Below are 23,327 nucleotides of genomic sequence, written 5' to 3' on the forward strand. Positions count from 1 at the left end.
AAGTTGATCGACTAAAACTTTCGTTTGAATAATAAACGAGCCCGCGCGACCATCGGTGCCTTCATTGCATTGCTCCATTCAGAAGAAGGAAATCACCATGTCGCTCGCAGCAGTTTCGGTAACCGCCGCCACCCGCCGCCCCGTTCTCACGCACACCCTGGGCTTTCCGCGCATGGGGGCGCAGCGCGCGCTGAAATTCGCGCTCGAATCCTTCTGGCGCGGCGACAGCACCGAGGCCGAGCTGCAGGCCACCGCCGCCCAACTGCGCCAGCAACACTGGCAGGCGCAGGCCGATGCGGGCCTGGGATTTGTGAACGTGGGCGACTTTGCGCTGTACGACCATGTGGCCAACCACATTCAGCTGCTGGGCTGCGAGCCTGCGCGCTTTGGCTTTGATGCCCACACGCCCGAGCTGGCCCGCTACTTTGCAATGGCGCGGGGCATATCGGCCAAGGCCGCCGACGACCACCAGGGTTGCAGCGCCGGTTGCCAGGCTACGCACCACACCGCAGGCCAGCCCGCACTGGAGATGACCAAGTGGTTCGACACCAACTACCACTACCTCGTACCCGAGTTCAGCGCCCACACCCAGTTCCACCTGGCCAGTGAGCGCCTGTTTGCCGAGGTGGCCGAGGCCCAGGCGCTGGGCCACCGCGTCAAGGCCGTGCTGCTGGGGCCGCTGAGCTTTTTGTGGCTGGGCAAATCCAAGGCGGCAGGTTTTGACCGGTTCAGCCTGCTGGAGCAACTGCTGCCCGTGTACGAAGCCGTGCTGGTGCGCCTGAAGGCCCAGGGCGTGGAATGGGTGCAGATCGACGAACCCATCCTGGGCCTGGACCTGCCCGACGCCTGGCGCCATGCGTTTGAGCCCAGCTACTGGCAACCGGCCCGCAGCGCGCCCAAGCTGCTGCTGGCCACCTACTTCTCGCCCCTGGCCGAAAACCTGCGCCTGGCCTGCCAGCTGCCCGTGGCCGGCCTGCATGTGGATGCCGTGCGTGCGCCCGACGAGCTGGTGGGCGTGGCCGACTGGCTGCCCTCGCACAAGGTGCTGTCGGTGGGCATTGTGGACGGCCGCAACATCTGGCGCACCGACCTGGATGCGGCGCTGAAAAAGCTGCGCCCCTTGGCTGACAAACACCAGGGCGAGCTGTGGCTCGCGCCATCGTGCTCGCTGCTGCATGTGCCGTTCAGTCTACAGGCCGAAAAGCAACTCGATGCCGAGGTGAAGTCCTGGCTGGCGTTTGCGGTGGAAAAGCTGGATGAACTGCGCGTGCTGTCCATCGCCTTGTCGCAAGGCGAGGCGGCCGTGGACGACGAACTGCAAGCCGCCCGCACCGCCCTGGCCGCCCGCCGCGCCAGCCCGCGCGTGCACCGCGCCACCGTGGCCGCACGCATTGCCGCTGCCGCACCGGGCGCCGACCAGCGTGCCAGCGCCTTCCCTGCGCGGCAAAAGGCCCAGCGCGCGCGGCTCAAGCTACCGCTGCTGCCCACCACGACCATCGGCTCGTTTCCGCAGACGGCAGAGATCCGCGCCGCGCGCGCCGCCTTCAAGCGCGGTGCGCTCGATGCAGCCCACTACCAACAAAAGATGGAAGCCGAAATCGAATTGGCCGTGCGCAAGCAGGAAGCGCTGGGCATTGACGTCCTGGTGCACGGCGAGGCCGAGCGCAATGACATGGTCGAGTACTTTGGCGAGCAGCTTGACGGCTTTGCCTTCACCGCCAACGGCTGGGTGCAAAGCTATGGCTCGCGCTGCGTGAAACCGCCCATCATCTACGGCGATGTGGCCCGCCCCACGCCCATGACGGTGGCCTGGACGCAATACGCGCAGAGCCTGACCACCAAGCCCATGAAGGGCATGCTCACCGGCCCCATCACCATCCTGCAATGGAGCTTTGTGCGCGACGACCAGCCTCGCGCCACCACGGCCGACCAGATCGCCTGGGCCATCCGCGACGAGGTGTGCGACCTGGAGGCCGCAGGCATCGCCATCATCCAGATCGACGAGCCCGCCATCCGCGAGGGGCTGCCGCTGCGCCGCGCGGGGTGGAAGAGCTACCTCGACCGCGCCACCCGCGCCTTCCGCATCAGTGCCAGCGGCGTGCGCAACGACACGCAGATCCACACCCACATGTGCTACAGCGAGTTCAACGACATCCTGCCCGCCATCGCGGCCATGGATGCCGATGTGATCACGATTGAAACGAGCCGCTCGGACATGGAGCTGCTGCAGGGGTTTGGTGATTTCCGCTACCCCAACGAGATCGGCCCCGGCGTGTACGACATCCACTCGCCCCGCGTGCCCGGCGTGCAGGAGATGGCCGCGCTGCTAGAGAAAGCCGCCGAGGTCGTGCCCGTGGAGCACCTGTGGGTGAACCCCGACTGCGGCCTCAAGACCCGGGGCTGGCCCGAGACGGAAGCCGCCCTGCGCCACATGGTGCAGGCCGCGCAGGCCGTGCGTGAGCGGTTGCTGGAAGAATCGGCTCTGGCCTGACCGCGTCCGAAAATCAGCCTGCAGCGCGCTTCATCTCGGCCAACTTGACCAGCACCTGCAGCGCGTGGTTCAGCGGCGTCGGCACCCCCAATGCGGCGCCGCGCTTGACCACATAACCGTTCAGGTGGTCGATCTCGGTGGGTTTGCCCCGCGCCAGGTCCTGCGCGGTGGACGAATACTGGCTGGGCATGGTGCTGGCAATGCCACGCACCGCCGCCTGCACATCGCCCGGAATCGTCACACCGTCAGCAGCCGCCACGGCCAGGCATTCAGCCACGATGTCGGCAATCACCTGCGTCACGCCGGGCACCTGCACCAGCGGGCCGTAGGGCTGCTGCGACAGGGCCGACAGCGCGTTGTAGGCGCTGTTGAGCACCAGCTTGGCCCAGAGCGCGCCGCGCACGTTGTCTGACACGTGGGTCGGGATGCCCGCTGCCGTGAGCTGGCGGGCCACCTCGTCGCTGCGTGGCGAAGGTGCAATCACCAGCTCGCCCCGGCCATGATGCACCACATGCCCTGGGCCACCCATGGCGGTGGCGACATACACCACGGCAGCGGCCACGGGGGTGCTCGCGTCCAGCACCGCGCGCACGCGCTCGTCGTTGTCCACGCCGTTCTGCAAGGTCAGCACCAGCGCGCCGGGCGCGAGGTGGGGGCGAATCTGCCGCGCAGCGTCTTCCGAGTCGGACGACTTCACGCAGAACAGCACCACGTCTGCGCCGTGCACCGCACTGGGCTCGGTGCTGGCCGCCAGGGGCACCTGCACATCCATCGCTGCGGTCTGCAGCCGCAGCCCGTTGTCTCGCACGGCCAGCACATGAGCGGGCCGCCCGATGAGCGTGACGGCATGGCCCGCCCGGGCAAGTAACGCGCCAAAGTAGCAGCCCACGGCACCCGCGCCCATCACGGCGAAACGCAGGGGCGGGGAAACGTCCGAGGCGGTGGGCTGGGAGGTAGAGGAATCAGCAGCAGCGGTCATGGCGGTGTCCCGGTGGGCAAGGTACGGAAGGGTCGAACAGCGAGGCGCCCCACTATATCGGTGACGGCCTGAGCTCCAAATATCAAGGCTTTTTGGATTGATGCGCTAGTCGAACATGCCTCGAAAGCTATCAAATACGTAGCAAACTGACTGTGCGTGAGATTGATCGCAGGGGCGCGCTTCGGTCGCATGCGCGAATTCCGGCACCGCAAACCGCCATCCGTTACACCCCGTCCGTGGGCCCCGCCCCAGACCAAAGGCCCCTTTTCAGTGTCAGGAATTGAATCAATGCAAAGACAATAATTGTCTAGTCAATTAAATTCCTCACCCATGTCAGCTCCCCCCAAACCCAGCCAAGCCCCCGCGTTCTACAACGCCGAGCACTACGACCCCAGCAAGCTGGTGCCCGAAAACAGCGTCGGCTACCTGATGCGCAAGGTGATGTCGTCCATCCGCACGCAGGCCGATGCCCAGCTGTCGTTGCACGACCTGACCTACGCCCAGTGGCTGCCGCTGTTCAAGTTGTCGCTGTGCGAGACCGCCACGGTGGCCACCCTGGCGCGGGACCTGGAGACCGACCCCGCCTCCATGACCCGGTCGCTTGACCGCATGGAAGCCAAGGGCCTGGTGGTGCGGGAGCGCTCCACCGTGGACCGCCGCGTCGTGCAGCTCAAGCTCACGGCCGAAGGCCAGCGCATTGCCGCCCTGGTGCCCCCCGTGCTGGCCGACGTGCTCAACGGCCACCTCAGCGACTTCAGCCATGACGAGTGGCAGCTGCTGCTGTCCATGCTGCGCCGCATGCTGGCCAACGGCGAAGCGCTGCGCCAGCAGACCCCCTCACCCACCGAACCCGCAGCCGGTTGATCCCGCCCTGTTGCCCTGCCCCCTGGAGATTTCCGTGACCGCCACTGCCCCAACCCCCCTGTCCACCCGCTCTGCCCTCGCCGCCCACCTGGCGGTGTCGGCCGTGGCCCTGGCCGCCGCACTGCTGCTGGTGGGCTGCGCCAACCCAGGCCCCGCCCACACGCCACTCGCGCAAACCACCCCGGCCGCCGCTGGTCTGACCGCCGCCACCACCGACGTTGTGGCCACCAGCCAGTGGTGGAAAGCCCTGGGTGACGAGCAGCTCAACACCCTGATCGACACCGCCCTGCAAGGCAACCCCAGCCTGGCCGTGAGCCGCGCCCGCCTGGAACAAGCCGTGGCCCTGAGCCAGGTGCGTGAGGCTGCCAACGGCCCGCAAGCCACGCTGGGCGTGGACGCCACCCGCCAGCGCTACACCGCCAACGGGCTGGTGCCCGCCCCCATCGCCGGCAACACCTACAACAGCGGCACCGTGCAAGCCACACTGAGCTGGTCGCCCGACTTCTTCGGCCAGCACGCCGCCGAGCTGCAGGCCGCCCTGGGCCAGGCCCGCGCCGCCCAGGCCGATGCAGCCGCCGCCGCCAACACCCTGGCCGCCCAGGTGGGCCGCAGCTATGTGGCCCTGGCCCGGCTGGTGGCCCAGCGCGACGTGGCCCAACGTGCGCTGGAACAGCGTGAAGAGCAACGCAAGCTCACGCAAGAACGCACCGCCGCAGGCCTGGACAGCCAGGTCGAGCTGACCCAGGCCCAGGCCGCCGTACCCGACGCCCGCACACAAATCGAAGCGCTGGACGAACAGATCACCCTGGGCCGCCGCCAGCTGGCCGTGCTGACCGGCCAGGCGCCCGATGCCCTGCCCCAGCTCACGCCCCGCCTTGCAGCCCTGCAGCCCACCGCCGTGCCCGAGGTGCTGGGCGCCGACCTGCTGGGCCGCCGCCCCGATGTGGTGGCCGCCCGCTGGCGCGTGGAGGCGGCAACGCAAGGCGTGAACAGCGCGCGCAGCGAGTTCTATCCCAACATCAACATCGGCGCGTTCATCGGCCTGAACTCGCTGGGTCTGGACCGGCTGTTCAACGGCAGCTCACGCCAGATGGGCGTGACGCCCGCGTTGCGCCTGCCGATCTTTGACGGCGGCCGCCTGCGCGCCCAGCTGGGCGGCCGCGCGGCCGAGCTGGATGCCGCCATCGCCCAGTACAACGGCGCCGTGCTCGACGCCGTGAAGGAAGCGGGCGACGCCGTCGCCTCCATCCAGTCGCTCACCCGGCAGCAGGCCTTGCAGGACGAGGCTGTGGCCAGTGCTGAAAAGGCCTACCGCTTTGCGCAGGAGCGCTACCGCGCGGGCCTGGGCAACTACCTGGTGGTGCTGTCCACCGAAAGCCAGGTGCTGGCCCAGCGCCGCCTGGCCGTGGACCTGCGCGCCCGCCAGCTCGACACCCGCCTGGTGCTGATGAAGGCGCTGGGTGGCGGCTGGACCGACGACACGGCCGTGCTGCACACCGCCGCCGCGCACTGACCAGCCCAGAACGCCACACCGCCCTCTTAAAAAACACATAACAACACATTCCTGAAAGACCATTGCCATGACCGCTAAGAGCGAACCCCTCACCGCCAACGAGTCCAACACCGCCCGCCGCCGGGGCCTCACCCTGATTGCTGCCGCCGTCGCGCTGGTGGCCATTGGCTGGGGCGGCTGGCACTGGGCCAATGGCCGCCATGTCGAGACCACCGACAACGCCTACGTGGCGGGGAACGTGGTGCAGATCACGCCGCAAATCGGTGGCACCGTGGTGTCCATCGGCGCGGACGACACCGACTTTGTGAAGGCCGGCCAGTTGCTCGTCAAGCTGGACCCTGCTGACGCCCGCGTGGCGCTGGAACAGGCCGAGGCCCAGCTGGCGCAGACGGTGCGCGAAGTGCGCACCCTGTACGCCAACAACTCCACGCTGAAGGCGCAGGTCAGCCTGCGCAGCGCTGACCTGGCCCGCGCCCAGGCCGATGCTGCCCGCGCGCAAGACGATGTGAACCGCCGCACCCCGCTTATGGCCAGCGGCGCCGTGGGCAAGGAAGAGTTTCAACACGCCACCGCGCAGCTGGCCGCCGCCAAGAGCACCGTGGCCGCTGCCCAGTCGGCTGTGCTGGCCGCACAAGAACAACTGGCCGCCAGCCAGACGCAGACCGAAGGCACCTCCATCGAACAACACCCCAATGTGCAGCGTGCTTCGGCCCGCGTGCGCGAGGCCTACCTGGCCGTGCAGCGCGCGCAACTGGTGGCCCCTCTGGACGGCCATGTGGCCAAGCGCGGCGTGCAGGTGGGCCAGCGCGTGCAGGCGGGCGCCCCGCTGATGACGCTGGTGCCCCTGAACGACCTGTGGGTGGACGCGAACTTCAAGGAAAGCCAGCTCAAGACCTTGCGCATCGGCCAGCCCGCCGAGCTGGAAGCCGATGTGTACGGCACCAAGGTGGTCTACCACGGCACCGTGACCGGCCTGGGCGCCGGCACCGGCGCGGCCTTTGCACTGCTGCCCGCACAGAACGCCACCGGCAACTGGATCAAGGTGGTGCAACGCGTGCCGGTGCGCATTGCGCTGGACCCCAAGGAAGTGGCCGAGCACCCGCTGCGCGTGGGCCTGTCGATGGAAGTGAAGGTGGACACTGCCGACCAGAGCGGCAAGACCCTGGCCGACACCCAGCGCACCACCCCCGTGGCCGCCACCGCCGTGTTTGACGAGCAGTTCAAGGCCGCCGACGACGAAGTGGCGCACATCATTGCCGCCAACCTGGGCCGCAGTGGCAAGTCCGCCGTGGCGGTGGCATCGCCCAAGGTGGGTAGCCAGCAGGCTGTGCAGGCTGTGCAGGCCGTGCAAGCTCAGAAGCACGCATCAGCCCCCGTGCAACCTGCAGTGCAAGCCCCCGTGGTGCAGTGAGCGGGGTTGACCGAGCATGACTGCCGCCAACCCCACTGCTGACGCCGCAGGCCAGGCCCCCGCTCCGGCGGCGCCTGCTGCGGTGTCGCCCCCTGCGGCGCCACCCGGCCCGCCCGCTGCCTATCCGCCGCTGCAGGGCACCGCCTTGCTGCTGGGCACGCTGTCGTTGTCGCTGGCCACGTTCATGAACGTGCTGGACTCGTCCATCGCCAACGTCTCCATCCCCGCCATTGCCGGGGACCTGGGCGTGAGCCCCGGCCAGGGCACCTGGGTCATCACCAGCTTTGGCGTGGCCAACGCGATCTCGGTGCCGCTCACTGGCTGGCTCACGCAGCGCTTTGGCGCAGTGCGCCTGTTCACCATGAGCGTTCTGCTTTTCGTGCTGACCTCCTGGCTGTGCGGCTTTGCGTCGTCGCTGGAGATGCTGGTCTTCTTCCGCGTGCTGCAAGGCCTGGTGGCCGGGCCGATGATTCCGCTGTCGCAAACCCTGCTGCTGGCCAGCTACCCGCGCGCCTTGGCAGGCACGGCGCTGGCGCTGTGGGGCGTGACCACGCTGGTGGCGCCCGTGGTGGGGCCACTCTTGGGCGGGTGGATCACCGACAACATCTCGTGGCCGTGGATCTTCTACATCAACGTGCCCGTGGGCCTGCTGGCCGGCGTGCTGACCTGGGGCATCTACCGCAAGCGCGAGACCCCCATCCGCAAGCTGCCGATTGACACCGTGGGCCTGAGCCTGCTGGTGCTGTGGGTGGGCGCGCTGCAGCTCATGCTCGACAAGGGCAAGGAACTGGACTGGTTTGCCTCGGGCGAAATCATCACCCTGTGTGTGGTGGCCGTGGTGGCGTTCGCCGTATTCCTGGTGTGGGAGCTGACCGAGAAGCATCCGGTGGTGGATCTGAAACTCTTCAAGGGCCGCAACTTCACCTTTGGTGCGCTGGCGCTGTCGGTAGCCTACGCGCTGTTCTTCGGCAACGTGGTGCTGCTGCCGCTGTGGCTGCAGCAGTGGATGGGCTACACGGCCACCTCGGCCGGCATGGCGCTGGCGCCGGTGGGCGTGTTCGCCATCCTGCTCACGCCGCTGGTGGGCCGCAAGGTCGGCCAGTGGGACCCGCGCCGCATGGCCACGGGGGCGTTCATCGTGTTCAGCACGGTGCTGTGGATGCGTTCGCAGTTCACGGTGCAGACGGACTTCATCCACATCCTGATCCCCACGCTGCTGCAGGGTGCGGCCATGGCGTTCTTCTTCATCCCCCTGACCACGCTGACGCTGGCCGGTGTGTCGCCAGACCGCATCCCGGCGGCGGCGGGGTTGTCGAACTTCGTGCGCATCACCGCCGGTGCCATGGGCACGTCGATTGCCACCACGCTGTGGGAGAGCCGCGCCGCCATGCACCACGCGCACCTGACTGAGGGGCTGGTGCAAGGCCAGGGCGTGTTTGCGCAGACGCTGGATGGCTTGATGGCCTCTGGCCTCACGCAAATGCAGGCACTGGCCCAGATCAACCGGCTGATCGACCAGCAGGCCTTCACCCGCGCGGCCAACGACATCTTCCTGGGCTCGGCAGGCTTGTTCTTGCTTCTCATCGGGCTGATCTGGCTGACCAAACGCCCGGCACGCACCGGCGGCGCGGGCGCGGCAGACGCTGCGGGCGCCCACTGAGCCCGTCCGCCGCGTGGCAGGGCCTCGCGGCGGACACTTCAGGCCAAAACGGCCGCAAGCGCTAGTGGATCATGCGCTTGTAGCTATCATTTTTGACATGGCGGCGCAGTGAGCCAGCGGGGCCCCGCCCCGCTGCAGTCCGCGCCTCCCACAGCCGATGTCGGAAATCCCTGACCGCGCGGCGGGCGCGGCACCTGCGGGCAGTTCGCGGGGTGCACCCAACAATGCACTCACCGCAAACCACTCCAACAAGGAACTGCCATGTCACTCTCGCTGATTCTCCTGATCGTTCTGATCCTCATCCTGATCGGCGCGCTGCCCACTTGGGGCCACAGCCGCTCGTGGGGCTACGGGCCCAGCGGCGGGATTGGTCTGGTGGTGCTGATCCTGGTGATCCTGCTGCTGATGGGACGGATATGACCGGTAGTTGAACTCCCGGTGCAGGCCACACAGCGTCTGCCCAGGGGAAGTTTTCAAATGCACACAGGGCCCTTTCGAGGGCCCTTTGTTTTGGGCGCTTTGTAGGGAGCGCGAGGTCTTGGGGCTACCCAGCCTCGGCCAGAAACGCCTAAATGATCAATTTGCAGCAAAAATACAATCAAATTGACAATATTGGCATTTCAATCATTTAATTGATATAAACGATAAATTCAAAGAATCGCCGTACCCCCCCCACCATGCCCTTTTCCCCCTCCGCCATTGGCGACATGCGGCAGTTTCAGATCCGCCTGCTGCGGGGCATCCTGCTGGCCAATGTGGCTTTTGAGCTGCTGTTGCTGGCAGCGGGTGCGGCCGGGCTGGTCGCCACACCCGGGTCGTGGAGCCTCACCCTGGGCGCTGGTACCGCATTCATGGCAGCGCTGTGGTGGGCCCTGCGCCGCTGGCCCCAGGTCTATGTTCCAGTGGCACTCATCCAGACCCTGATCGGGATGGCACTTTTTACCTACGCCCTGTGGCAGCCCCTGGGGCACGAGCTGCGCGCCGTGTGGTTCCTGATCGGGGTGGGTGCGGCCTACCTGCTGCTGGGGCGCGCGGCGGGTGTGGGCTACACCGCCGCGACCTTGGCCATCGTGCTGGGCAGCAACGGCATGCAAAGCGCGCCGTATTCGCTGCACGCGCTCATCATCTTCACGCTAGCCCTGTCGCTGAGCAGCCTGTGTTTTTACCTGTTCGTCAGTGAGGCGCTGCGCCTGTACCAGCACCTGTCCGAGCGGGACCAGCAGTACACCTTGCTGACCGAAGGCGCCGCAGAAGTCATCTGGCGGATCAACCCCGACATGACGGTGGCGTATGTAAGCCCCGCCGACGAACGGGCGCGCGGCGTGCCTGCCCGCGACGTCATCGGAAAGTCCATCTTCAAAGCCCTGACGCCCGAGGGTGCCGAAGCACTGAGACAGGCTGTGCGCGAGCGGCAGCAACTGCTGACACTGCCCATGCGCTGTGCCAATGGCAGTGTGCGCTGGTTCGAGATGTCCAGCCGCCTGTACCGCGACGCCTCGGGCCAGCCCGCCGGTTACCACAGCATCGGGCGCGACGTGACCGCCCGGCGGGAGCTGGAGCAGGCATTGCAGGCCGAGCGCGAGCACCTGGAGGCCCGGGTCAAGGAGCGAACGGCAGCGCTGTCCGTCGCCAAGGAGGCGGCCGAGGCCGCGCTCAATACCAAGCGGATCTTTCTGGCGAACATCGGGCACGAGTTGCGCACGCCCATGACCCTGATCCTGGGCATGACCGAGCTGGTGCGCAACCGCACGCAGGACGAACGCCTCAAGCCCATCCTGAACAACGTGATGGACGCGGCCACGGGCCTCACGCGCATGCTCAACGACCTCATCGACCTGGCCGCGCTGGAAACACGCCAGGTGGCGTTTCAGTTCGCCCCCCTGTCGATGCCCGAGCTGGCAGCCGATGCCCTGCAGCTGCTGGAGCCGCAGGCGCGCCAAAAGGGGCTGCAAATGTTCATGACCATCGACGGCGAGGGCAGCACGGCCCGCCATGTGGGCGATGCCGAGCGCATTCAGCAAGTGCTGGTCAGCCTGCTGGACAACGCCGTGAAGTTCAGCCCCTCAGGCGCTATCCGCCTGGCCCTGCACACCGAGCAAGACACGCCAGAGTCCACCGTATGGCGTCTGCGCATCACCGACGAGGGCATCGGGATTGCGGCGGGCGATCAGCATCGCATCTTCACCCTGTTCGAGCAGGTGGACGGATCGACCACCCGCAGCTTCGAGGGCGCCGGGTTGGGGTTGGCGCTGTGCAAACGCCTGGTCGAGGGCATGGGCGGCCGCCTGGGTGTGGAGAGCGAGCCGGGCAAGGGCAGCAGCTTCTGGGTGTTGCTGCCGCTGCCCAAAGTGACCTGAGTGACCCGAAACCTTCAGTCCACAGCGCCCCTACAGGGGTGTCAAGTACGGGGTGGTCAAACCGTGTGCGTGCGCCGCTCGGCCAGGCCAAACGCTGACGACAGGGTAGCAAACTCGTCCTTGCCCACGGTGCCATCGGCGTTGCCTGCACGGTCCATCACCTGCAGCACGGCTTGTGCAAAAGGGTCGGTAGCTGCCTGTTGGCCCTTGGTGCGCGCCAGTCCCTTGAGGAATTCATCGTGGGTGATGACGCCGTCCTTGTCGGCGTCAAAGCCTGCGGTGATCTGCTGCTTCTGGTCTTCGGTAGCGCCAAACCGCGTAAGCAGCGCCTGGAAATCGTCCTTGGACACGGCACCTGCTGCACGGCCACCGGGCAGTGCCGCGGTGGTCTGGCCCGATGAACGACCCACGGCGTTCACCGTGCCCGCAGATGTCCCTTGAGTAGCCAACACGCCCTGCCCCGCCATGCCCGCCAGCGTCTGCGCCTCAGGGCTGAGCGTGACCACGGCCGAGGGCTCGGGCGGCGCCGCCTCCCCCCCACGCCGCGCAGACGCCTTGCCCGCGCCGCTGGAGGCCGCATTGAAAATCATCGACGCCACCGATGCGAGGCCGGAAATGAGAGGGGACATCGCCATGAACTCCTGTGTGGCGACCGCCTTGGCGACCCCATCCATCCGGAGTCCGCCGCATCGCCCAGGGCTACAAGGTTACGCGCCTGCCGCCCAGGCAATGGCGGGATCAGCGGGGGCTAAAGGGGCGAGTTTGGCCCCTCATGCAAGAGCAAGAGCGCCCCACCGCTCACGCTTCACGCATAGCCTGGGCCAAAGGCCACAAACTCGCCAGCGAGCGCCCCCGCCACCTGCCCCTGGTAGTGCAGCGCTGCGGCCTGTGTGATCCGGCCCAGCCCCTTGCGGCGGATCATGCGGGTAAACGACTCCCAGGCCGGCCGCGATGGCGCCAGGGCTACAGCCGTGAAGCTGCCGTCAATGGGCATGAGGTAGTCCATGGTGTTGCGCTGGATCACCAGACGGCTGCCCAGCCCCTCAGCGGTGAGCCCCAGGTGCAGCATCGACCACGCCGCCAGAATGGCCACAGCCGAGGCGCTGCCCCCAAATACCGTCTCGCGGTGGTTGATGTTGGGCGCCAGGGGCGCCGTCAGCACTACTTGCTGCAACGATGCCTCCACCACGGTGATCTGCATGGCCTGGGACAGGGGGATGTGTTGGTGCAGGTAGGTTTGCAGTTCTGAAGGAGTCACAGGATTTCCCACTAAAAAGTGCCAAGCGCTGACCCTATCAAAACGCCGCACAGCGTCCAACGTGGTGCAGCGCAGCACTTGGCTACCACCGCCGCAACGGGTCGGTTTCAAAAGCCCGGGTCACGGTGAACGATGTGCGCGACCTCAGCCCTTCCGTGCACCAGCCAGTGCCGCAGGTGCGCCGCCAGAAATGCAGGCCGCACATCAATGCCCTCCAGCTCGTCCGGCCCGAACCACGCGAACTCCAGCGCGCGCGAGCCTTCGACGCCCGCATAGGGCCCCGGGCGCGACAACAACAGGCTTCCGGGCAGCGGCGTAGCGTGCAGATACAGCCCGATCTCGTGGTACGCGGTGCCTGCGTACGTGAAGAAGTTTTCCACCACACAGGCCAGCGCGCCGGGCTCCACGGGCTGGCCCAGTTCTTCCTGCAGTTCACGGACCAGGGCTTGTGCCGCCGTCTCCCCCGCATCGATGCCACCGCCGGGCAACGCCCAGAAAGCGTCGCCCACCACCCGGTGCAGCAGCACGCGGCCTTCGCTCTGGATCAGCGCCGCTGCGCGTTGGCGCACTCGAAACGGTCTGGGATGTGGCAAGGGGTTCAAGACTCAGATCCTGATTGATTCTTCACTTCCATCCTTTGCCCTCCGATATCAAGCCAAAATGGCCTCTAGCGCTTACCTCAAAAGCGCAAACAGCTATTAATACAGTAGCAAAAGCAATTCACTGTCCATCCGCAGGCGGCAATAGCAACCCTTGCTGCGCCGCCACCGCTTCGCGCAAAAACGCCCAGGTAGCCTGCATGCGGGCCACATGTTTGTTGTCGCCCGGCATGGACATCCAGAAGGTGCGCTGAAAGCGTGCCACCCCTGGCAATACGGGCACCAGCGACGGGTCTTGCGCCGCCACAAAGGCGGGCAGCACTGCCAGCCCCGCCCCCACGCGGGCGGCTTCGTACTGGGCGAGGATGCTGGTGCTGCGCAGCGCGAAGTGCGCGGGGCGGTGCAGCTCGTCCAGAATCTGCAGTTCCTTGCTGAACAGCAGATCGTCCACGTAGCTGATGAAGGTGTGGCCCCGCAGGTCGTCTGGCGTGTGGATGGGGGCATGGCGCTGCAGGTAGCTGCGCGCTCCATACAGTTGCAGCACGTAGTCGGTGAGCTTCACGACCACCACCGCACCGCGCGCCGGGCGTTCCAGCGAGATGACGATGTCCGCCTCGCGGCGCGACAGGTGTACCAAACGCGGCAGCGCCAGCAGGTCCACCACCAGGCCGGGGTGGTCCAGCGCAAACCGGGCCAGCTGGGGCGCCAGGATCAGGTTACCGAAGCCCTCGGTGGTACCGATGCGCACCAGGCCATGCAGGCCCTGGCGCACGCCGGGTGTGGCGTTTTCCACCGCCAGAAAGGCGGCCTCCATGGCCTCGACCTGGGGCAGCAGCGCGCGCCCGGCCTCGGTCAGCCGGTGGCCGCCGGCCTCGCGTGCAAACAGGGCGGAGCCCACCTGCTTTTCGAGCGCCTGCAGGCGGCGCGCCACCGTGGTGTGGTCCACGGCCAGGCGGCGCGCGGCTCCCACCAGCGTGCCGGCGCGGGCCAGTTCCAGAAAGTAGCGCAGGTTGTCCCAGTCCATGGCGTCACCGGGCCCGCCGTGCAGCGCGTCCGTCCAGCGGCTCGCTGGGCGCACGGCTGAGCGCGTTGTTGCCCCGCACCAGCGTGCGCAGCATGTCCATGAACACCTTGCGCTGCTCGGGCGCCAGGGGTTCGAGCATGCGCTCCTGCGCGCGCAGCATGCCGGGCTCCACCTCTTCCAGCACACGCTGGCCTTCGGGCGTGAGGGTCAGCAGCCGCACGCGGCGGTCTTCGGGGTGGGCGTTGCGCTGCATCAGCCCGCGCGACTCCAGCCGGTCGATCACGCTGCCAATGGTGGAGGTATCAAAACCAATGGTGCGCGCCAGCGTGCGCTGGTCGATGCCCGGCTCGCGCCCCACGGCGTACAGCGCGGCGTATTGCACGGGGGTGATGCCCGTGGCCTGCGTCTCCTCCAGAAACACGGCCACCGCAATCTGCTGCAGGCGGCGGATATGGAAACCGGGAAGGTTGTCGATCTCTACGGACATGAATCTAGGGTTTCTACCGATCTTGATGCGGGTCATTTTAGGCCCTACACTAATCATCAGTGTACTTTTGATATGTATACGGCTTATTGATCCACGTCAGTGGCACAACGGATGGAGACAGCGGCAATGACAGTTTTGAACACTCCCACGGCGCCCGTCCTGGTCGCTGGCGGCGGCATCGGTGGCGTGGCAGCAGCGCTGGCCCTGGCACGCCAGGGCTATGCGGTCAAGGTGCTGGAGCAGGCTCCGCAGCTCGGCGAGATCGGCGCGGGCATCCAGCTGGGCCCCAACGCTTTTGCCGCGTTCGACGCCCTGGGCATTGGCGAGCTGGCGCGGGCCCGCGCGGTCTACACCGACGAAATGGTGATGCATGACGCGCTGGACGAACACCTGGTCGGCCGCATCCCCACGGGCGAGGCTTTTCGCCAGCGCTTTGGCAACCCGTACGCCGTGATCCACCGCGCGGACATCCACACCTCGCTGCTGGAAGGGGCCAAAGCGCACGGCAACATCGAGACACTGACCGGCACGCGCATCGAGCGCGTGGAGCAAACCGGTGACACCGTCACCGTGTACGACCAGCATGGCGTGGCGCACCGGGGCCAGGCCCTGATTGGTGCGGATGGCGTGAAGTCCGTCGTGCGCCAGCAATACGTCGGCGATGCCGCCCGCGTGTCGGGCCATGTGGTGTACCGCGCCGTGGTGGAAAAGAACGACTTCCCCGAAGACCTGCGCTGGAACGCCGCCAGCATCTGGGTCGGCCCCAACTACCACCTGGTGCACTACCCGCTGCGTGGCGGCGAGCAGTACAACGTGGTCGTGACCTTCCACAGCCGCGAGCAGGAGGAATGGGGCGTGCGCGAGGGCAGCCGCGAAGAGGTGCAGAGCTACTACCGCGACTGCTGCCCGCGCGCCCACCAGCTGATCGACATGCCCAAGAGCTGGAAACGCTGGGCCACCGCCGACCGCGAGCCCATCGGCCAGTGGACGTTTGGCCGTGCCACCTTGCTGGGCGATGCCGCCCACCCCACCCTGCAGTACCTGGCCCAGGGCGCCTGCATGGCGCTGGAAGACGCGGTGACGCTGGGCGAGGCTCTCAAGCGCTGCCAACACGACTTCCCCCAGGCGCTGTCGCTGTACGAGCGCTCGCGCGTCGCCCGCACGGCACGCGTGGTGCTGTCGGCACGCGAAATGGGCCGCATCTTTCACGCCCAGGGCGTGGAGCGCCTGGTGCGCAACGACCTCTGGAAGGGCCGCAGCCCTGAGCGTTTTTACGACGCGATGGAGTGGCTGTATGGCTGGAAGGTCGACAACTGCCTGGCCGACTGAGCCGGCCGGGCGCCTTGCCCCATCGATCTTCGCCCCTACCCCCACATTCAACCCAAGGAATTCCCATGAGCGAGATGGATCCCGTACCGTCCCCCGTTCGCCTGTCCGCCGTGGCGGCCCCTGGCCAGCCCGAGCCCACCCCCGCGCTGGAGCAGCTGTACCGTGGCTTTGAGCAGGAAATGCTGGTGCCGCTGTGGACGCAGATCGGCGACCTGATGCCCCCCCATCCGCAGAGCAAGGCCAGCGCCCACCTGTGGCGGTGGGACCGGCTGGTGCCGCTGGCCGATGAAGCCGGCCGCATCGTGCCCGTGGGGCGCGGGGGCGAGCGCCGGGCCATCGCCCTGGCCAACCCGTCCCTGGGCGGGCGGCCCTTTGCCACCCCCACGCTGTGGGCGGCCATCCAGTACCTGATGCCGGGCGAAGACGCGCCCGAACACCGCCACACACAGCACGCGTTCCGCTTCATCGTGGAGGGCGAAGGGGTGTGGACCGTGGTCAATGGCGACTCGGTGCGCATGTCGCGCGGCGACTTCCTGCCCCAGGGCGGGTGGAACTGGCACGCCCACCACAACGCGGCCGACAAGCCCATGGCCTGGATCGACGGGCTGGACATTCCGTTCGCCTACTACACCGAGTCCCAGTTCTTCGAGGTGGGGCGCGACGCCATCAGCCCGGCAGAGCGGATCACGCCCATGCTCTCACGCTCCGAACGACTGTGGGCGCATCCGGGCCTGCGCCCGGTGTCGCAACTGCAGGACCAGCCCGTCACCCCCATGCTGGCCTACCGCTGGGTGGACACCGACAAGGCCCTCAACGAACAACTGGCGCTGGAAGCCGAGGGCCACCCCGCCACGCTGAGCCCCGGCCACGCCGCAGTGCGTTACACCAACCCCACCAATGGCCGCGACGTGCTGCCCACCATCCGCTGCGAGATGCACCGGGTGAGCAGCGGCGCCACCACCCGCACGCGCCGCGAGGTGGGCTCGTCGGTGTTCCAGGTGTTTGACGGCCAGGGCACCGTGAAGGTGGGAGACCACCAGTGGCAGGTGCGCCGTGGGGACATGTTTGTGGTGCCGTCCTGGCAGCCCTTCACCGCCCAGTGCGATGCCGGCCAGCCCTCGCTGGATCTGTTTCGCTTCAGCGACACACCGATTTTTGAGGCCGTGCATGCCTGGCGCGAACAAATCGAGCCTGCCTGACAACAACCCCGCCCCATTCATTCCTTGCAGCGTCTGCCCGCCCACGCGGGTGGGCCCTGCACTCCTCTTCGACCGGAAGCCCCGATGACTGCTACCTCTTACCTCTGGACCCCACCGCCCGTTCAATCGTTGCCAGTGCGCGGCAGCGCGCAGCGCCTGCCCATCCACCGCCTGTTCTTTGTGGGCCGCAACTACCACGCGCATGCTGTCGAGATGGGTCGCCCCGTGGACAAAAGCGTGGAGCGCCCCTTCTACTTCACCAAGGCGCCCCAGACGCTGACCGAATCAGGCGCCACCGTGGCCTACCCGCCCGAGACGCAGAACTACCACTTCGAGATGGAACTGGTCGTGGCGATTGGCAAGGCCGGGTTCCGCATCCCGGCCGAGCAGGCGCATGAGTACATCTACGGCTACGCCTGCGGCCTGGACATGACCCGCCGCGACCTGCAACTGGTGGCGCGCGACAAGGGCCGCCCCTGGGATCTGGGCAAGGACGTGGAGCAATCCTCCGTGGCCAGCGAGGTGGTGCCCATGCCGGGCCAGGTGATCGAGTCCGGCGTGATCGAGCTGTCGGTCCACGGCGCGGTCAAGCAGCAGTCCAACCTGGACAAGCTGATCTGGAACATCCGCGAGATCATTGCCGACCTCTCCCTGTTCTACCACCTGCAGCCCGGCGACCTCATCTACACCGGCACGCCCGAAGGCGTGGGCGCCGTGGTGCCCGGCGACCACATCACCGGCCGCGTGGAGGGTGTGGGCGAAATCGCGCTGACCGTGGGCCAACCCGCATAAACCGAGGACCGCCCCATGAAGCTCTACAGCTTTTTCCGCAGCGGCACCTCGCACCGCCTGCGCATCGCGCTCCACCTCAAGGGCCTCACGCCCGACTACGTGCCGGTGGACCTGCGCGTGGACGAGCAGGCACAGGCACTGTTCAAGGCCATCAACCCGCAGGGCCTGGTGCCCGCGCTGGAGCTCGACAACGGCCAGGTGCTCATCCAGTCACCCGCCATCATCGAATGGCTGGAGGAGCGCTATCCCACGCCCGCGCTGCTGCCTGCCGACCCGCTGGCCCGCGCCCAGGTGCGCGCACTGGCTGCCATCGTGGGCTGCGATGTGCACCCCATCAACAACCGCCGCATCCTGCAAACGCTGCGCAAGCAGTTTGGCGCGGACGAAGCCGCCATCAACGCCTGGTGCGCCACCTGGATCACCGCCGGGTTTGACGCCATCGAGGCCCTGCTGGCCCAAGACACCACGCGCGGCAGCTACTGCTTTGGCGGCGCGCCCAGCCTGGCCGATGTGTACCTGATTCCGCAGGTCGAAAGCGCCCGCCGGTTTGGCGTGGACATGGCCGCCTGGCCGCTCATCCGCGAAGTGGATACCGCCTGCGCCGAACTGCCCGCCTTTGCCCGCGCCGCCCCTGCGGCCCAGCCAGACGCCTGACGCTGCCACACCACCGCAGCCACCACCGGCACACCCGCATTCATCACTACAACCCGGAGACAAACCATGCCCGCCTTCCCGTCCGCCACTTCGGCGCCCCACCACCACGCCACCCTGGCCCCGCAGCGCGGCCTGCGCCGCCGTGCACTCACCACCGCAGCCCTGCTGCTGGGCGGCGCCAGCGCCACCTGCCTGGCGTGGGCCCAGGGCAGCGCGTCCGCCTTTCCCAGCAAGCCGGTCACCGTGGTCACGGCCTTCGCCGTCGGCAGCGGCCCCGACGCAGTGCTGCGCCTGGTGGCCAACAAACTGTCAGCGGCCTGGAAGCAGAGCGTGACGGTGGACAACCGCCCCGGCGGCGGCGGTTTCATCGCCATCGAGGCCGCGCGCCGTGGCGCGCCGGACGGCCACACCCTGCTGCAGCTGGACAGCGAACACCTGTCCGCCCTGCCCCACCTGTACAAGCAACGCAACTTCCAGACCTTGCAGGTTTTTGACCCGGTGGCGCCGCTGTTTCGCACGCCGTTCCTGGTCGCCGTGCCCACGCAGTCGCCCTGGAAGAACATGGGCGACCTGATTGCGGCCGCCAAGAAGGGCCAGGGCGCCGTGAGCTATGGCTCATGGGGCGTGGGCAGCCCAGGCCATCTGGGCGGTGAGTGGCTGGACCTGGTGGACGGCACACAAATGACCCATGTGCCGTTCCGCGAGGTCAGCCAACTGTTCACCTCGGTTGCCAATGGCGACCCGGCCTGGAGCCTGGCCAGCATTCCCTCCAGCCAGGGCATCTACAAGGCCGGCAAGATCCGCTACCTGGCGGTGGCCGGCCCCCGGCGCATTGCGCAGCTGCCCGATGTGCCCACGCTGGCCGAGGCCGGTGGCCCCGCGCAGGTGGATGTGAACTCGTTCGTGTCCCTGCTGGCCGTCAAAGGCGTGCCCGCACCGGTGCGCGCCCAGATCCACGCCGATGTGCTGAAAGTGCTGCAAGAGCCCGAAGTGCGCGAGAAATTCAACACCTTTGCGTTCGAGCCCCTGTCGTGGTCGGTCGAAGAAATCCAGCGCCAGGCCGGGGTCAAGTCCGAGCAGTACAAGCTGCTGATCCAGAAAGCCAATATCAGCCTGGAATGACGGCCAGGGGCCTTGCGCCTGCACAACCTGCCGAATGACCCTCGCGCCCGCCTGGGGCCTTGCACCGTACATGCGGGCAAGGCCCCGGGCGGGCGCTGTGCCATGGGGGCCGCACAAGCAGGCTGACGATGTGCAAATATGCAAAAACAAAGTGCAATTTTCTCTATTGCACCAGCAATTTCGCACAGCTAACATGGAGCGGTTCGAGGCACCTTGCCGCACCCCTGCACGCATTTTTTCCAGGAGACACACACCCATGAATGCACCCACTTCCACGGCCGTGCTGGCCCCCACCGTCAAGCTGTTGATCGGCGGCCAGTTCGTCGAATCCAAGTCCACCGAGTGGCGTGACGTGGTGAACCCCGCCACGCAAGAAGTGCTGGCCCGCGTGCCGTTTGCCACGGCCGATGAAATCAATGCCGCCGTGGCCTCGGCCAAGGAAGCGTTCAAGACCTGGAAGAAGACCCCCATCGGCACCCGCGCCCGCATCTTCCTCAAATACCAGCAGCTCATCCGCGAAAACATGGCTGAGCTGGCCGCCATCCTGACGGCCGAACAGGGCAAGACCCTGCCGGACGCTGAAGGCGACGTGTTCCGTGGCCTCGAAGTGGTCGAACACGCTGCCAGCATCGGCAACCTGCAACTGGGCGAGCTGGCCAACAACGTGGCCGGTGGCGTGGACACCTACACCCTGCTGCAGCCCCTGGGCGTGTGCGCAGGCATCACCCCCTTCAACTTCCCCGCCATGATCCCGCTGTGGATGTTCCCCATGGCGATTGCCACGGGCAACACCTTCGTGCTCAAGCCCTCCGAGCAAGACCCCATGGTGACCATGCGCCTGTGCGAGCTGGCGCTGCAAGCCGGCATCCCCGCTGGCGTGCTGAACGTGGTGCACGGCGGCGAAATGGCCGTGAACGCCATCTGCGACCACCAGGACATCAAGGCCATCAGCTTTGTCGGCTCCACCAAGGTGGGCACGCACGTGTACAACCGCGCCAGCCTGAACGGCAAGCGCGTGCAATGCATGATGGGTGCCAAGAACCACGCCATCGTGATGCCCGATGCGAACAAGGAACAAACCCTGAACGCCCTGGCCGGTGCCGCCTTCGGCGCCGCAGGCCAGCGCTGCATGGCGCTGTCGGTGGTGGTGCTGGTGGGCGAAGCGCAAAAGTGGATTCCCGAGCTGGTCGAGAAGGCCAAGACGCTCAAGGTGAGCGCTGGTGTGGAAAAGGGCACCGACGTGGGCCCGGTCGTGTCGTGCGCTGCACTGTCGCGTGTGGAAGGCCTGATCGAGCGCGGCATTGCCGACGGCGCCACGCTGGAACTGGACGGCCGCAAGCCCCAGGTGGCCGGCTACGAAAAGGGCAACTTTGTGGGTCCCACGGTGTTCAGCGGCGTCAAACCCGGCATGGCCATCTACGACCAGGAAATCTTTGGCCCCGTGCTATGCCTGTCGGCCGCTGCCGACATTGACGAAGCCATCGAATTCATCAACAGCAACCCCAACGGCAACGGCACCGCCATCTTCACCCAGTCGGGTGCGGCCGCCCGCAAGTTCCAGGAAGAGATCGACGTGGGCCAGGTCGGCATCAACGTGCCAATCCCTGTGCCAGTGCCGCTGTTCTCGTTCTCGGGCTCGCGCGCTTCCAAGCTGGGCGACCTGGGCCCCTACGGCAAGCAGGTCGTGCTGTTCTACACGCAGACCAAGACGGTGACGGCGCGCTGGTTTGACGACAGCACCATCTCGCATGGTGTGAACACGACGATCAGCTTGAAGTAACCCCCTGAGCGGCTGCGCCGCTTCCCCCTTTCTCTGCACCGCTGCGCGATGCGGAAGGGGGACGCCACCAGCGCGGCGGGGCGGCCCTAGCGCGGTGGCACTGGCCTTGAGCCCCGCCAGTCATGACCACTGTGGTCGATGGTAAAAGCGGGGAATGCAATTTTTCAAGACGAAGAAGCGGGGATTGGCAATGTTCTTCAGCCTCGGTGCTGTTTGCGTGATGCTGATGAGTGCCGATGCCCACGCGCAGGCCGGTGCCGCCTGCAAACCCGGCGGCACGGTCGAAGAAACCAACGCCTGCGCCGTGCAAGCCTTTCAGGCGGCCGATACCGAGATCGCCGTCCTTTACGGCGACGTGATGCGCGCCCTGTCGGCCCACGAGCGGCCACAGCTGCGGCAAGAGCACACGGCCTGGCAACGCGAGCGCACCACGCGCTGCAAGCAGGCCCAGCGCAGCAACGAGTCGCAACCCCAGTGGCCGCGCCTGTACCACGAGTGCCTCACGGCCGAAACCCAGACGCGCCGCAAAGGCCTGATGCGCTGGCTGACGCTGGACCACCCGTCCGCCAAGCCATGAACACGCCCCACCCCAGAACAACAAAAAGCCAAGAGACAGAACACCATGGACTTTGAACTCACCGAAGAGCAGCGCGCCTTTGCCCAGACTGCGCGCGACTTTGCCCAGGCAGAGCTGGCACCCCACGCCGCGCACTGGGACGAAGAAGGCATCTTCCCCAAAGAAGCCATCGCCAAGGCGGGCGAGCTGGGCTTTTGTGGCCTGTACGCCCCCGAAGCCGCCGGTGGCCTCGCCCTGCCACGCCTCGACGCGACGCTGGTTTTCGAAGAAATGGCGGCGGTAGACCCATCCACCACCGCCTTCATCACCATCCACAACATGGCCACCTGGATGCTGGGCACCTGGGCCACACCCGCCGTGCGCGACCACTGGGGCCCGCTGCTGACCACCGGCGAAAAGCTCGCGAGCTACTGCCTGACCGAGCCCGGCGCAGGCTCCGACGCCGCCTCGCTCAAGACCCGCGCCGAACTGGTCGGCAACGAATACGTCATCAACGGCGCCAAGGCTTTCATCAGCGGTGCAGGCAGCACTGACGTGCTGGTGCTCATGGCCCGCACGGGTGATGCAGCATCGGGCGCCAGCGGCATCAGCGCCTTTGCCGTGCCCGCCGACACACCCGGCATCAGCTACGGCAAGAAGGAACAGAAGATGGGCTGGAACAGCCAGCCCACGCGCACCATCAGCTTTGACAACGTGCGCATCCCTGCCGACCACCTGCTGGGCCGCGAAGGCGAAGGCTTCAAGATCGCGATGAAGGGCCTGGACGGCGGCCGCATCAACATCGCCACCTGCTCGGTGGGCGCAGCCCAAGGCGCGCTCAACGCCGCGCAGCAGTACATGCAAGACCGCAAACAGTTTGGCAAACCCATCGCCAGCTTCCAGGCCCTGCAGTTCAAGCTGGCCGACATGGCCACAGAACTGGTCGCAGCGCGCCAAATGGTGCGCCTGGCCGCCAGCAAGCTGGACGCCGGTGCGCGCGACGCATCCACCTACTGCGCCATGGCCAAGCGCTTTGCCACCGACGCAGGCTTTACCGTGGTCAACGAGGCCCTGCAACTGCACGGCGGCTACGGCTACATCCGCGAATACCCGCTGGAGCGCCTGCTGCGCGACGCACGTGTGCACCAGATTCTGGAAGGCACCAACGAAATCATGCGCGTGATCATTGCGCGGCGCATGCTGGACGGGGATGCCACCGAGGCCATCCGGTAGCTACTAAATTCATAGCTAT

General features: G+C 66.9%; 21 protein-coding genes. 15 read left to right on the forward strand and 6 right to left on the reverse strand.

Annotation, left to right across the window (positions count from 1 at the left end):
• The first annotated feature begins 97 nt into the window (after positions 1–97).
• The gene (gene metE, locus C380_RS12455; protein WP_015014210.1) at positions 98–2,491 is read left to right on the forward strand and encodes a 5-methyltetrahydropteroyltriglutamate--homocysteine S-methyltransferase; all 2,394 of its coding nucleotides are present in this window, start codon (positions 98–100) and stop codon (positions 2,489–2,491) included.
• A 13-nt stretch (positions 2,492–2,504) separates the two neighbouring features.
• Here the strand turns inward: metE and C380_RS12460 are convergent, their stop codons facing one another.
• A complete protein-coding gene (locus tag C380_RS12460) occupies positions 2,505–3,470 on the reverse strand; it encodes a ketopantoate reductase family protein (protein WP_015014211.1) in 966 nt (321 codons plus the stop codon).
• Positions 3,471–3,800: 330 nt separating this feature from the next.
• Here C380_RS12460 and C380_RS12465 point away from each other — a divergent pair, with 330 nt between their 5' ends.
• The 6 genes from C380_RS12465 (at position 3,801) to C380_RS24035 (ending at position 11,275) form a co-directional block, all read left to right on the forward strand.
• On the forward strand, positions 3,801–4,334 hold the full coding sequence (locus C380_RS12465; RefSeq protein ID WP_015014212.1) for a MarR family winged helix-turn-helix transcriptional regulator: 534 nt from the start codon (positions 3,801–3,803) through the stop codon (positions 4,332–4,334).
• Between the two features lie 34 nt (positions 4,335–4,368).
• Positions 4,369–5,847 (forward strand): efflux transporter outer membrane subunit, encoded by a 1,479-nt coding sequence (locus C380_RS12470; protein WP_015014213.1) that lies wholly within the window; start codon positions 4,369–4,371, stop codon positions 5,845–5,847.
• A 67-nt stretch (positions 5,848–5,914) separates the two neighbouring features.
• Entirely contained in the window at positions 5,915–7,258 is a 1,344-nt protein-coding gene (locus C380_RS12475; protein WP_015014214.1) for an HlyD family efflux transporter periplasmic adaptor subunit, read from the forward strand.
• A 16-nt stretch (positions 7,259–7,274) separates the two neighbouring features.
• Positions 7,275–8,918: a DHA2 family efflux MFS transporter permease subunit gene (locus tag C380_RS12480; RefSeq protein WP_015014215.1), complete on the forward strand. Its 1,644-nt coding sequence runs from the start codon at positions 7,275–7,277 to the stop codon at positions 8,916–8,918.
• A 261-nt stretch (positions 8,919–9,179) separates the two neighbouring features.
• Positions 9,180–9,338: a DUF3309 family protein gene (locus C380_RS24485; protein ID WP_015014216.1), complete on the forward strand. Its 159-nt coding sequence runs from the start codon at positions 9,180–9,182 to the stop codon at positions 9,336–9,338.
• A gap of 257 nt (positions 9,339–9,595) precedes the next feature.
• Complete coding sequence (locus C380_RS24035) at positions 9,596–11,275, forward strand: PAS domain-containing sensor histidine kinase (protein ID WP_015014217.1); 1,680 nt, start codon at positions 9,596–9,598, stop codon at positions 11,273–11,275.
• Between the two features lie 56 nt (positions 11,276–11,331).
• Here the strand turns inward: C380_RS24035 and C380_RS12490 are convergent, their stop codons facing one another.
• The 5 genes from C380_RS12490 to C380_RS12510 form a co-directional block, all read right to left on the reverse strand.
• Positions 11,332–11,904: an EF-hand domain-containing protein gene (locus tag C380_RS12490; RefSeq protein WP_043566512.1), complete on the reverse strand. Its 573-nt coding sequence runs from the start codon at positions 11,902–11,904 to the stop codon at positions 11,332–11,334.
• Positions 11,905–12,080: 176 nt separating this feature from the next.
• The gene (locus tag C380_RS12495) at positions 12,081–12,533 is read right to left on the reverse strand and encodes a YiiD C-terminal domain-containing protein (RefSeq protein WP_015014219.1); all 453 of its coding nucleotides are present in this window, start codon (positions 12,531–12,533) and stop codon (positions 12,081–12,083) included.
• Positions 12,534–12,640: 107 nt separating this feature from the next.
• Positions 12,641–13,102, reverse strand: coding sequence for an NUDIX hydrolase (locus tag C380_RS12500; protein WP_015014220.1), 462 nt, complete (start codon positions 13,100–13,102; stop codon positions 12,641–12,643).
• A 151-nt stretch (positions 13,103–13,253) separates the two neighbouring features.
• On the reverse strand, positions 13,254–14,156 hold the full coding sequence (locus C380_RS12505; RefSeq protein WP_015014221.1) for a LysR family transcriptional regulator: 903 nt from the start codon (positions 14,154–14,156) through the stop codon (positions 13,254–13,256).
• A 4-nt stretch (positions 14,157–14,160) separates the two neighbouring features.
• Entirely contained in the window at positions 14,161–14,643 is a 483-nt protein-coding gene (locus tag C380_RS12510; RefSeq protein ID WP_015014222.1) for a MarR family winged helix-turn-helix transcriptional regulator, read from the reverse strand.
• A 126-nt stretch (positions 14,644–14,769) separates the two neighbouring features.
• On the opposite strand from C380_RS12510, the gene C380_RS12515 reads away from it, so the two are divergent.
• The 8 genes from C380_RS12515 (at position 14,770) to C380_RS12550 (ending at position 23,308) form a co-directional block, all read left to right on the forward strand.
• Entirely contained in the window at positions 14,770–15,972 is a 1,203-nt protein-coding gene (locus C380_RS12515; RefSeq protein ID WP_015014223.1) for a 3-hydroxybenzoate 6-monooxygenase, read from the forward strand.
• 65 nt (positions 15,973–16,037) lie between these two features.
• A complete protein-coding gene (locus C380_RS12520) occupies positions 16,038–17,171 on the forward strand; it encodes a cupin domain-containing protein (RefSeq protein ID WP_015014224.1) in 1,134 nt (377 codons plus the stop codon).
• A gap of 84 nt (positions 17,172–17,255) precedes the next feature.
• Entirely contained in the window at positions 17,256–17,963 is a 708-nt protein-coding gene (locus tag C380_RS12525; protein ID WP_015014225.1) for a fumarylacetoacetate hydrolase family protein, read from the forward strand.
• Between the two features lie 15 nt (positions 17,964–17,978).
• Positions 17,979–18,617: a maleylacetoacetate isomerase gene (maiA, locus tag C380_RS12530; protein ID WP_015014226.1), complete on the forward strand. Its 639-nt coding sequence runs from the start codon at positions 17,979–17,981 to the stop codon at positions 18,615–18,617.
• A 66-nt stretch (positions 18,618–18,683) separates the two neighbouring features.
• Complete coding sequence (locus tag C380_RS12535) at positions 18,684–19,739, forward strand: tripartite tricarboxylate transporter substrate binding protein (protein WP_015014227.1); 1,056 nt, start codon at positions 18,684–18,686, stop codon at positions 19,737–19,739.
• A 256-nt stretch (positions 19,740–19,995) separates the two neighbouring features.
• The gene (locus C380_RS12540; RefSeq protein ID WP_015014228.1) at positions 19,996–21,519 is read left to right on the forward strand and encodes a CoA-acylating methylmalonate-semialdehyde dehydrogenase; all 1,524 of its coding nucleotides are present in this window, start codon (positions 19,996–19,998) and stop codon (positions 21,517–21,519) included.
• Positions 21,520–21,709: 190 nt separating this feature from the next.
• Positions 21,710–22,096 carry a lysozyme inhibitor LprI family protein gene (locus C380_RS12545; protein ID WP_193353828.1) on the forward strand — a complete coding sequence of 129 codons (387 nt, stop codon included), beginning with the start codon at positions 21,710–21,712 and terminating at the stop codon, positions 22,094–22,096.
• A gap of 45 nt (positions 22,097–22,141) precedes the next feature.
• Positions 22,142–23,308, forward strand: coding sequence for an acyl-CoA dehydrogenase family protein (locus C380_RS12550; protein ID WP_015014230.1), 1,167 nt, complete (start codon positions 22,142–22,144; stop codon positions 23,306–23,308).
• Positions 23,309–23,327 lie beyond the last annotated feature (19 nt).

It is taken from the genome of Acidovorax sp. KKS102 (assembly GCF_000302535.1).
Lineage (GTDB): Bacteria > Pseudomonadota > Gammaproteobacteria > Burkholderiales > Burkholderiaceae_C > Acidovorax.

Excerpts from the sequence above, each read along its gene's own strand:
- metE (WP_015014210.1), top strand. The coding sequence starts at position 98 with ATGTCGCTCGCAGCAGTTTCGGTAACCGCCGCCACCCGCCGCCCCGTT.
- C380_RS12460 (WP_015014211.1), bottom strand. The coding sequence starts at position 3,470 with ATGACCGCTGCTGCTGATTCCTCTACCTCCCAGCCCACCGCCTCGGAC.
- C380_RS12465 (WP_015014212.1), top strand. The coding sequence starts at position 3,801 with ATGTCAGCTCCCCCCAAACCCAGCCAAGCCCCCGCGTTCTACAACGCC.
- C380_RS12475 (WP_015014214.1), top strand. The coding sequence starts at position 5,915 with ATGACCGCTAAGAGCGAACCCCTCACCGCCAACGAGTCCAACACCGCC.
- C380_RS12480 (WP_015014215.1), top strand. The coding sequence starts at position 7,275 with ATGACTGCCGCCAACCCCACTGCTGACGCCGCAGGCCAGGCCCCCGCT.
- C380_RS24485 (WP_015014216.1), top strand. The coding sequence starts at position 9,180 with ATGTCACTCTCGCTGATTCTCCTGATCGTTCTGATCCTCATCCTGATC.
- C380_RS24035 (WP_015014217.1), top strand. The coding sequence starts at position 9,596 with ATGCCCTTTTCCCCCTCCGCCATTGGCGACATGCGGCAGTTTCAGATC.
- C380_RS12490 (WP_043566512.1), bottom strand. The coding sequence starts at position 11,904 with ATGTCCCCTCTCATTTCCGGCCTCGCATCGGTGGCGTCGATGATTTTC.
- C380_RS12505 (WP_015014221.1), bottom strand. The coding sequence starts at position 14,156 with ATGGACTGGGACAACCTGCGCTACTTTCTGGAACTGGCCCGCGCCGGC.
- C380_RS12510 (WP_015014222.1), bottom strand. The coding sequence starts at position 14,643 with ATGTCCGTAGAGATCGACAACCTTCCCGGTTTCCATATCCGCCGCCTG.
- C380_RS12515 (WP_015014223.1), top strand. The coding sequence starts at position 14,770 with ATGACAGTTTTGAACACTCCCACGGCGCCCGTCCTGGTCGCTGGCGGC.
- C380_RS12520 (WP_015014224.1), top strand. The coding sequence starts at position 16,038 with ATGAGCGAGATGGATCCCGTACCGTCCCCCGTTCGCCTGTCCGCCGTG.
- C380_RS12525 (WP_015014225.1), top strand. The coding sequence starts at position 17,256 with ATGACTGCTACCTCTTACCTCTGGACCCCACCGCCCGTTCAATCGTTG.
- maiA (WP_015014226.1), top strand. The coding sequence starts at position 17,979 with ATGAAGCTCTACAGCTTTTTCCGCAGCGGCACCTCGCACCGCCTGCGC.
- C380_RS12535 (WP_015014227.1), top strand. The coding sequence starts at position 18,684 with ATGCCCGCCTTCCCGTCCGCCACTTCGGCGCCCCACCACCACGCCACC.
- C380_RS12540 (WP_015014228.1), top strand. The coding sequence starts at position 19,996 with ATGAATGCACCCACTTCCACGGCCGTGCTGGCCCCCACCGTCAAGCTG.
- C380_RS12545 (WP_193353828.1), top strand. The coding sequence starts at position 21,710 with ATGTTCTTCAGCCTCGGTGCTGTTTGCGTGATGCTGATGAGTGCCGAT.
- C380_RS12550 (WP_015014230.1), top strand. The coding sequence starts at position 22,142 with ATGGACTTTGAACTCACCGAAGAGCAGCGCGCCTTTGCCCAGACTGCG.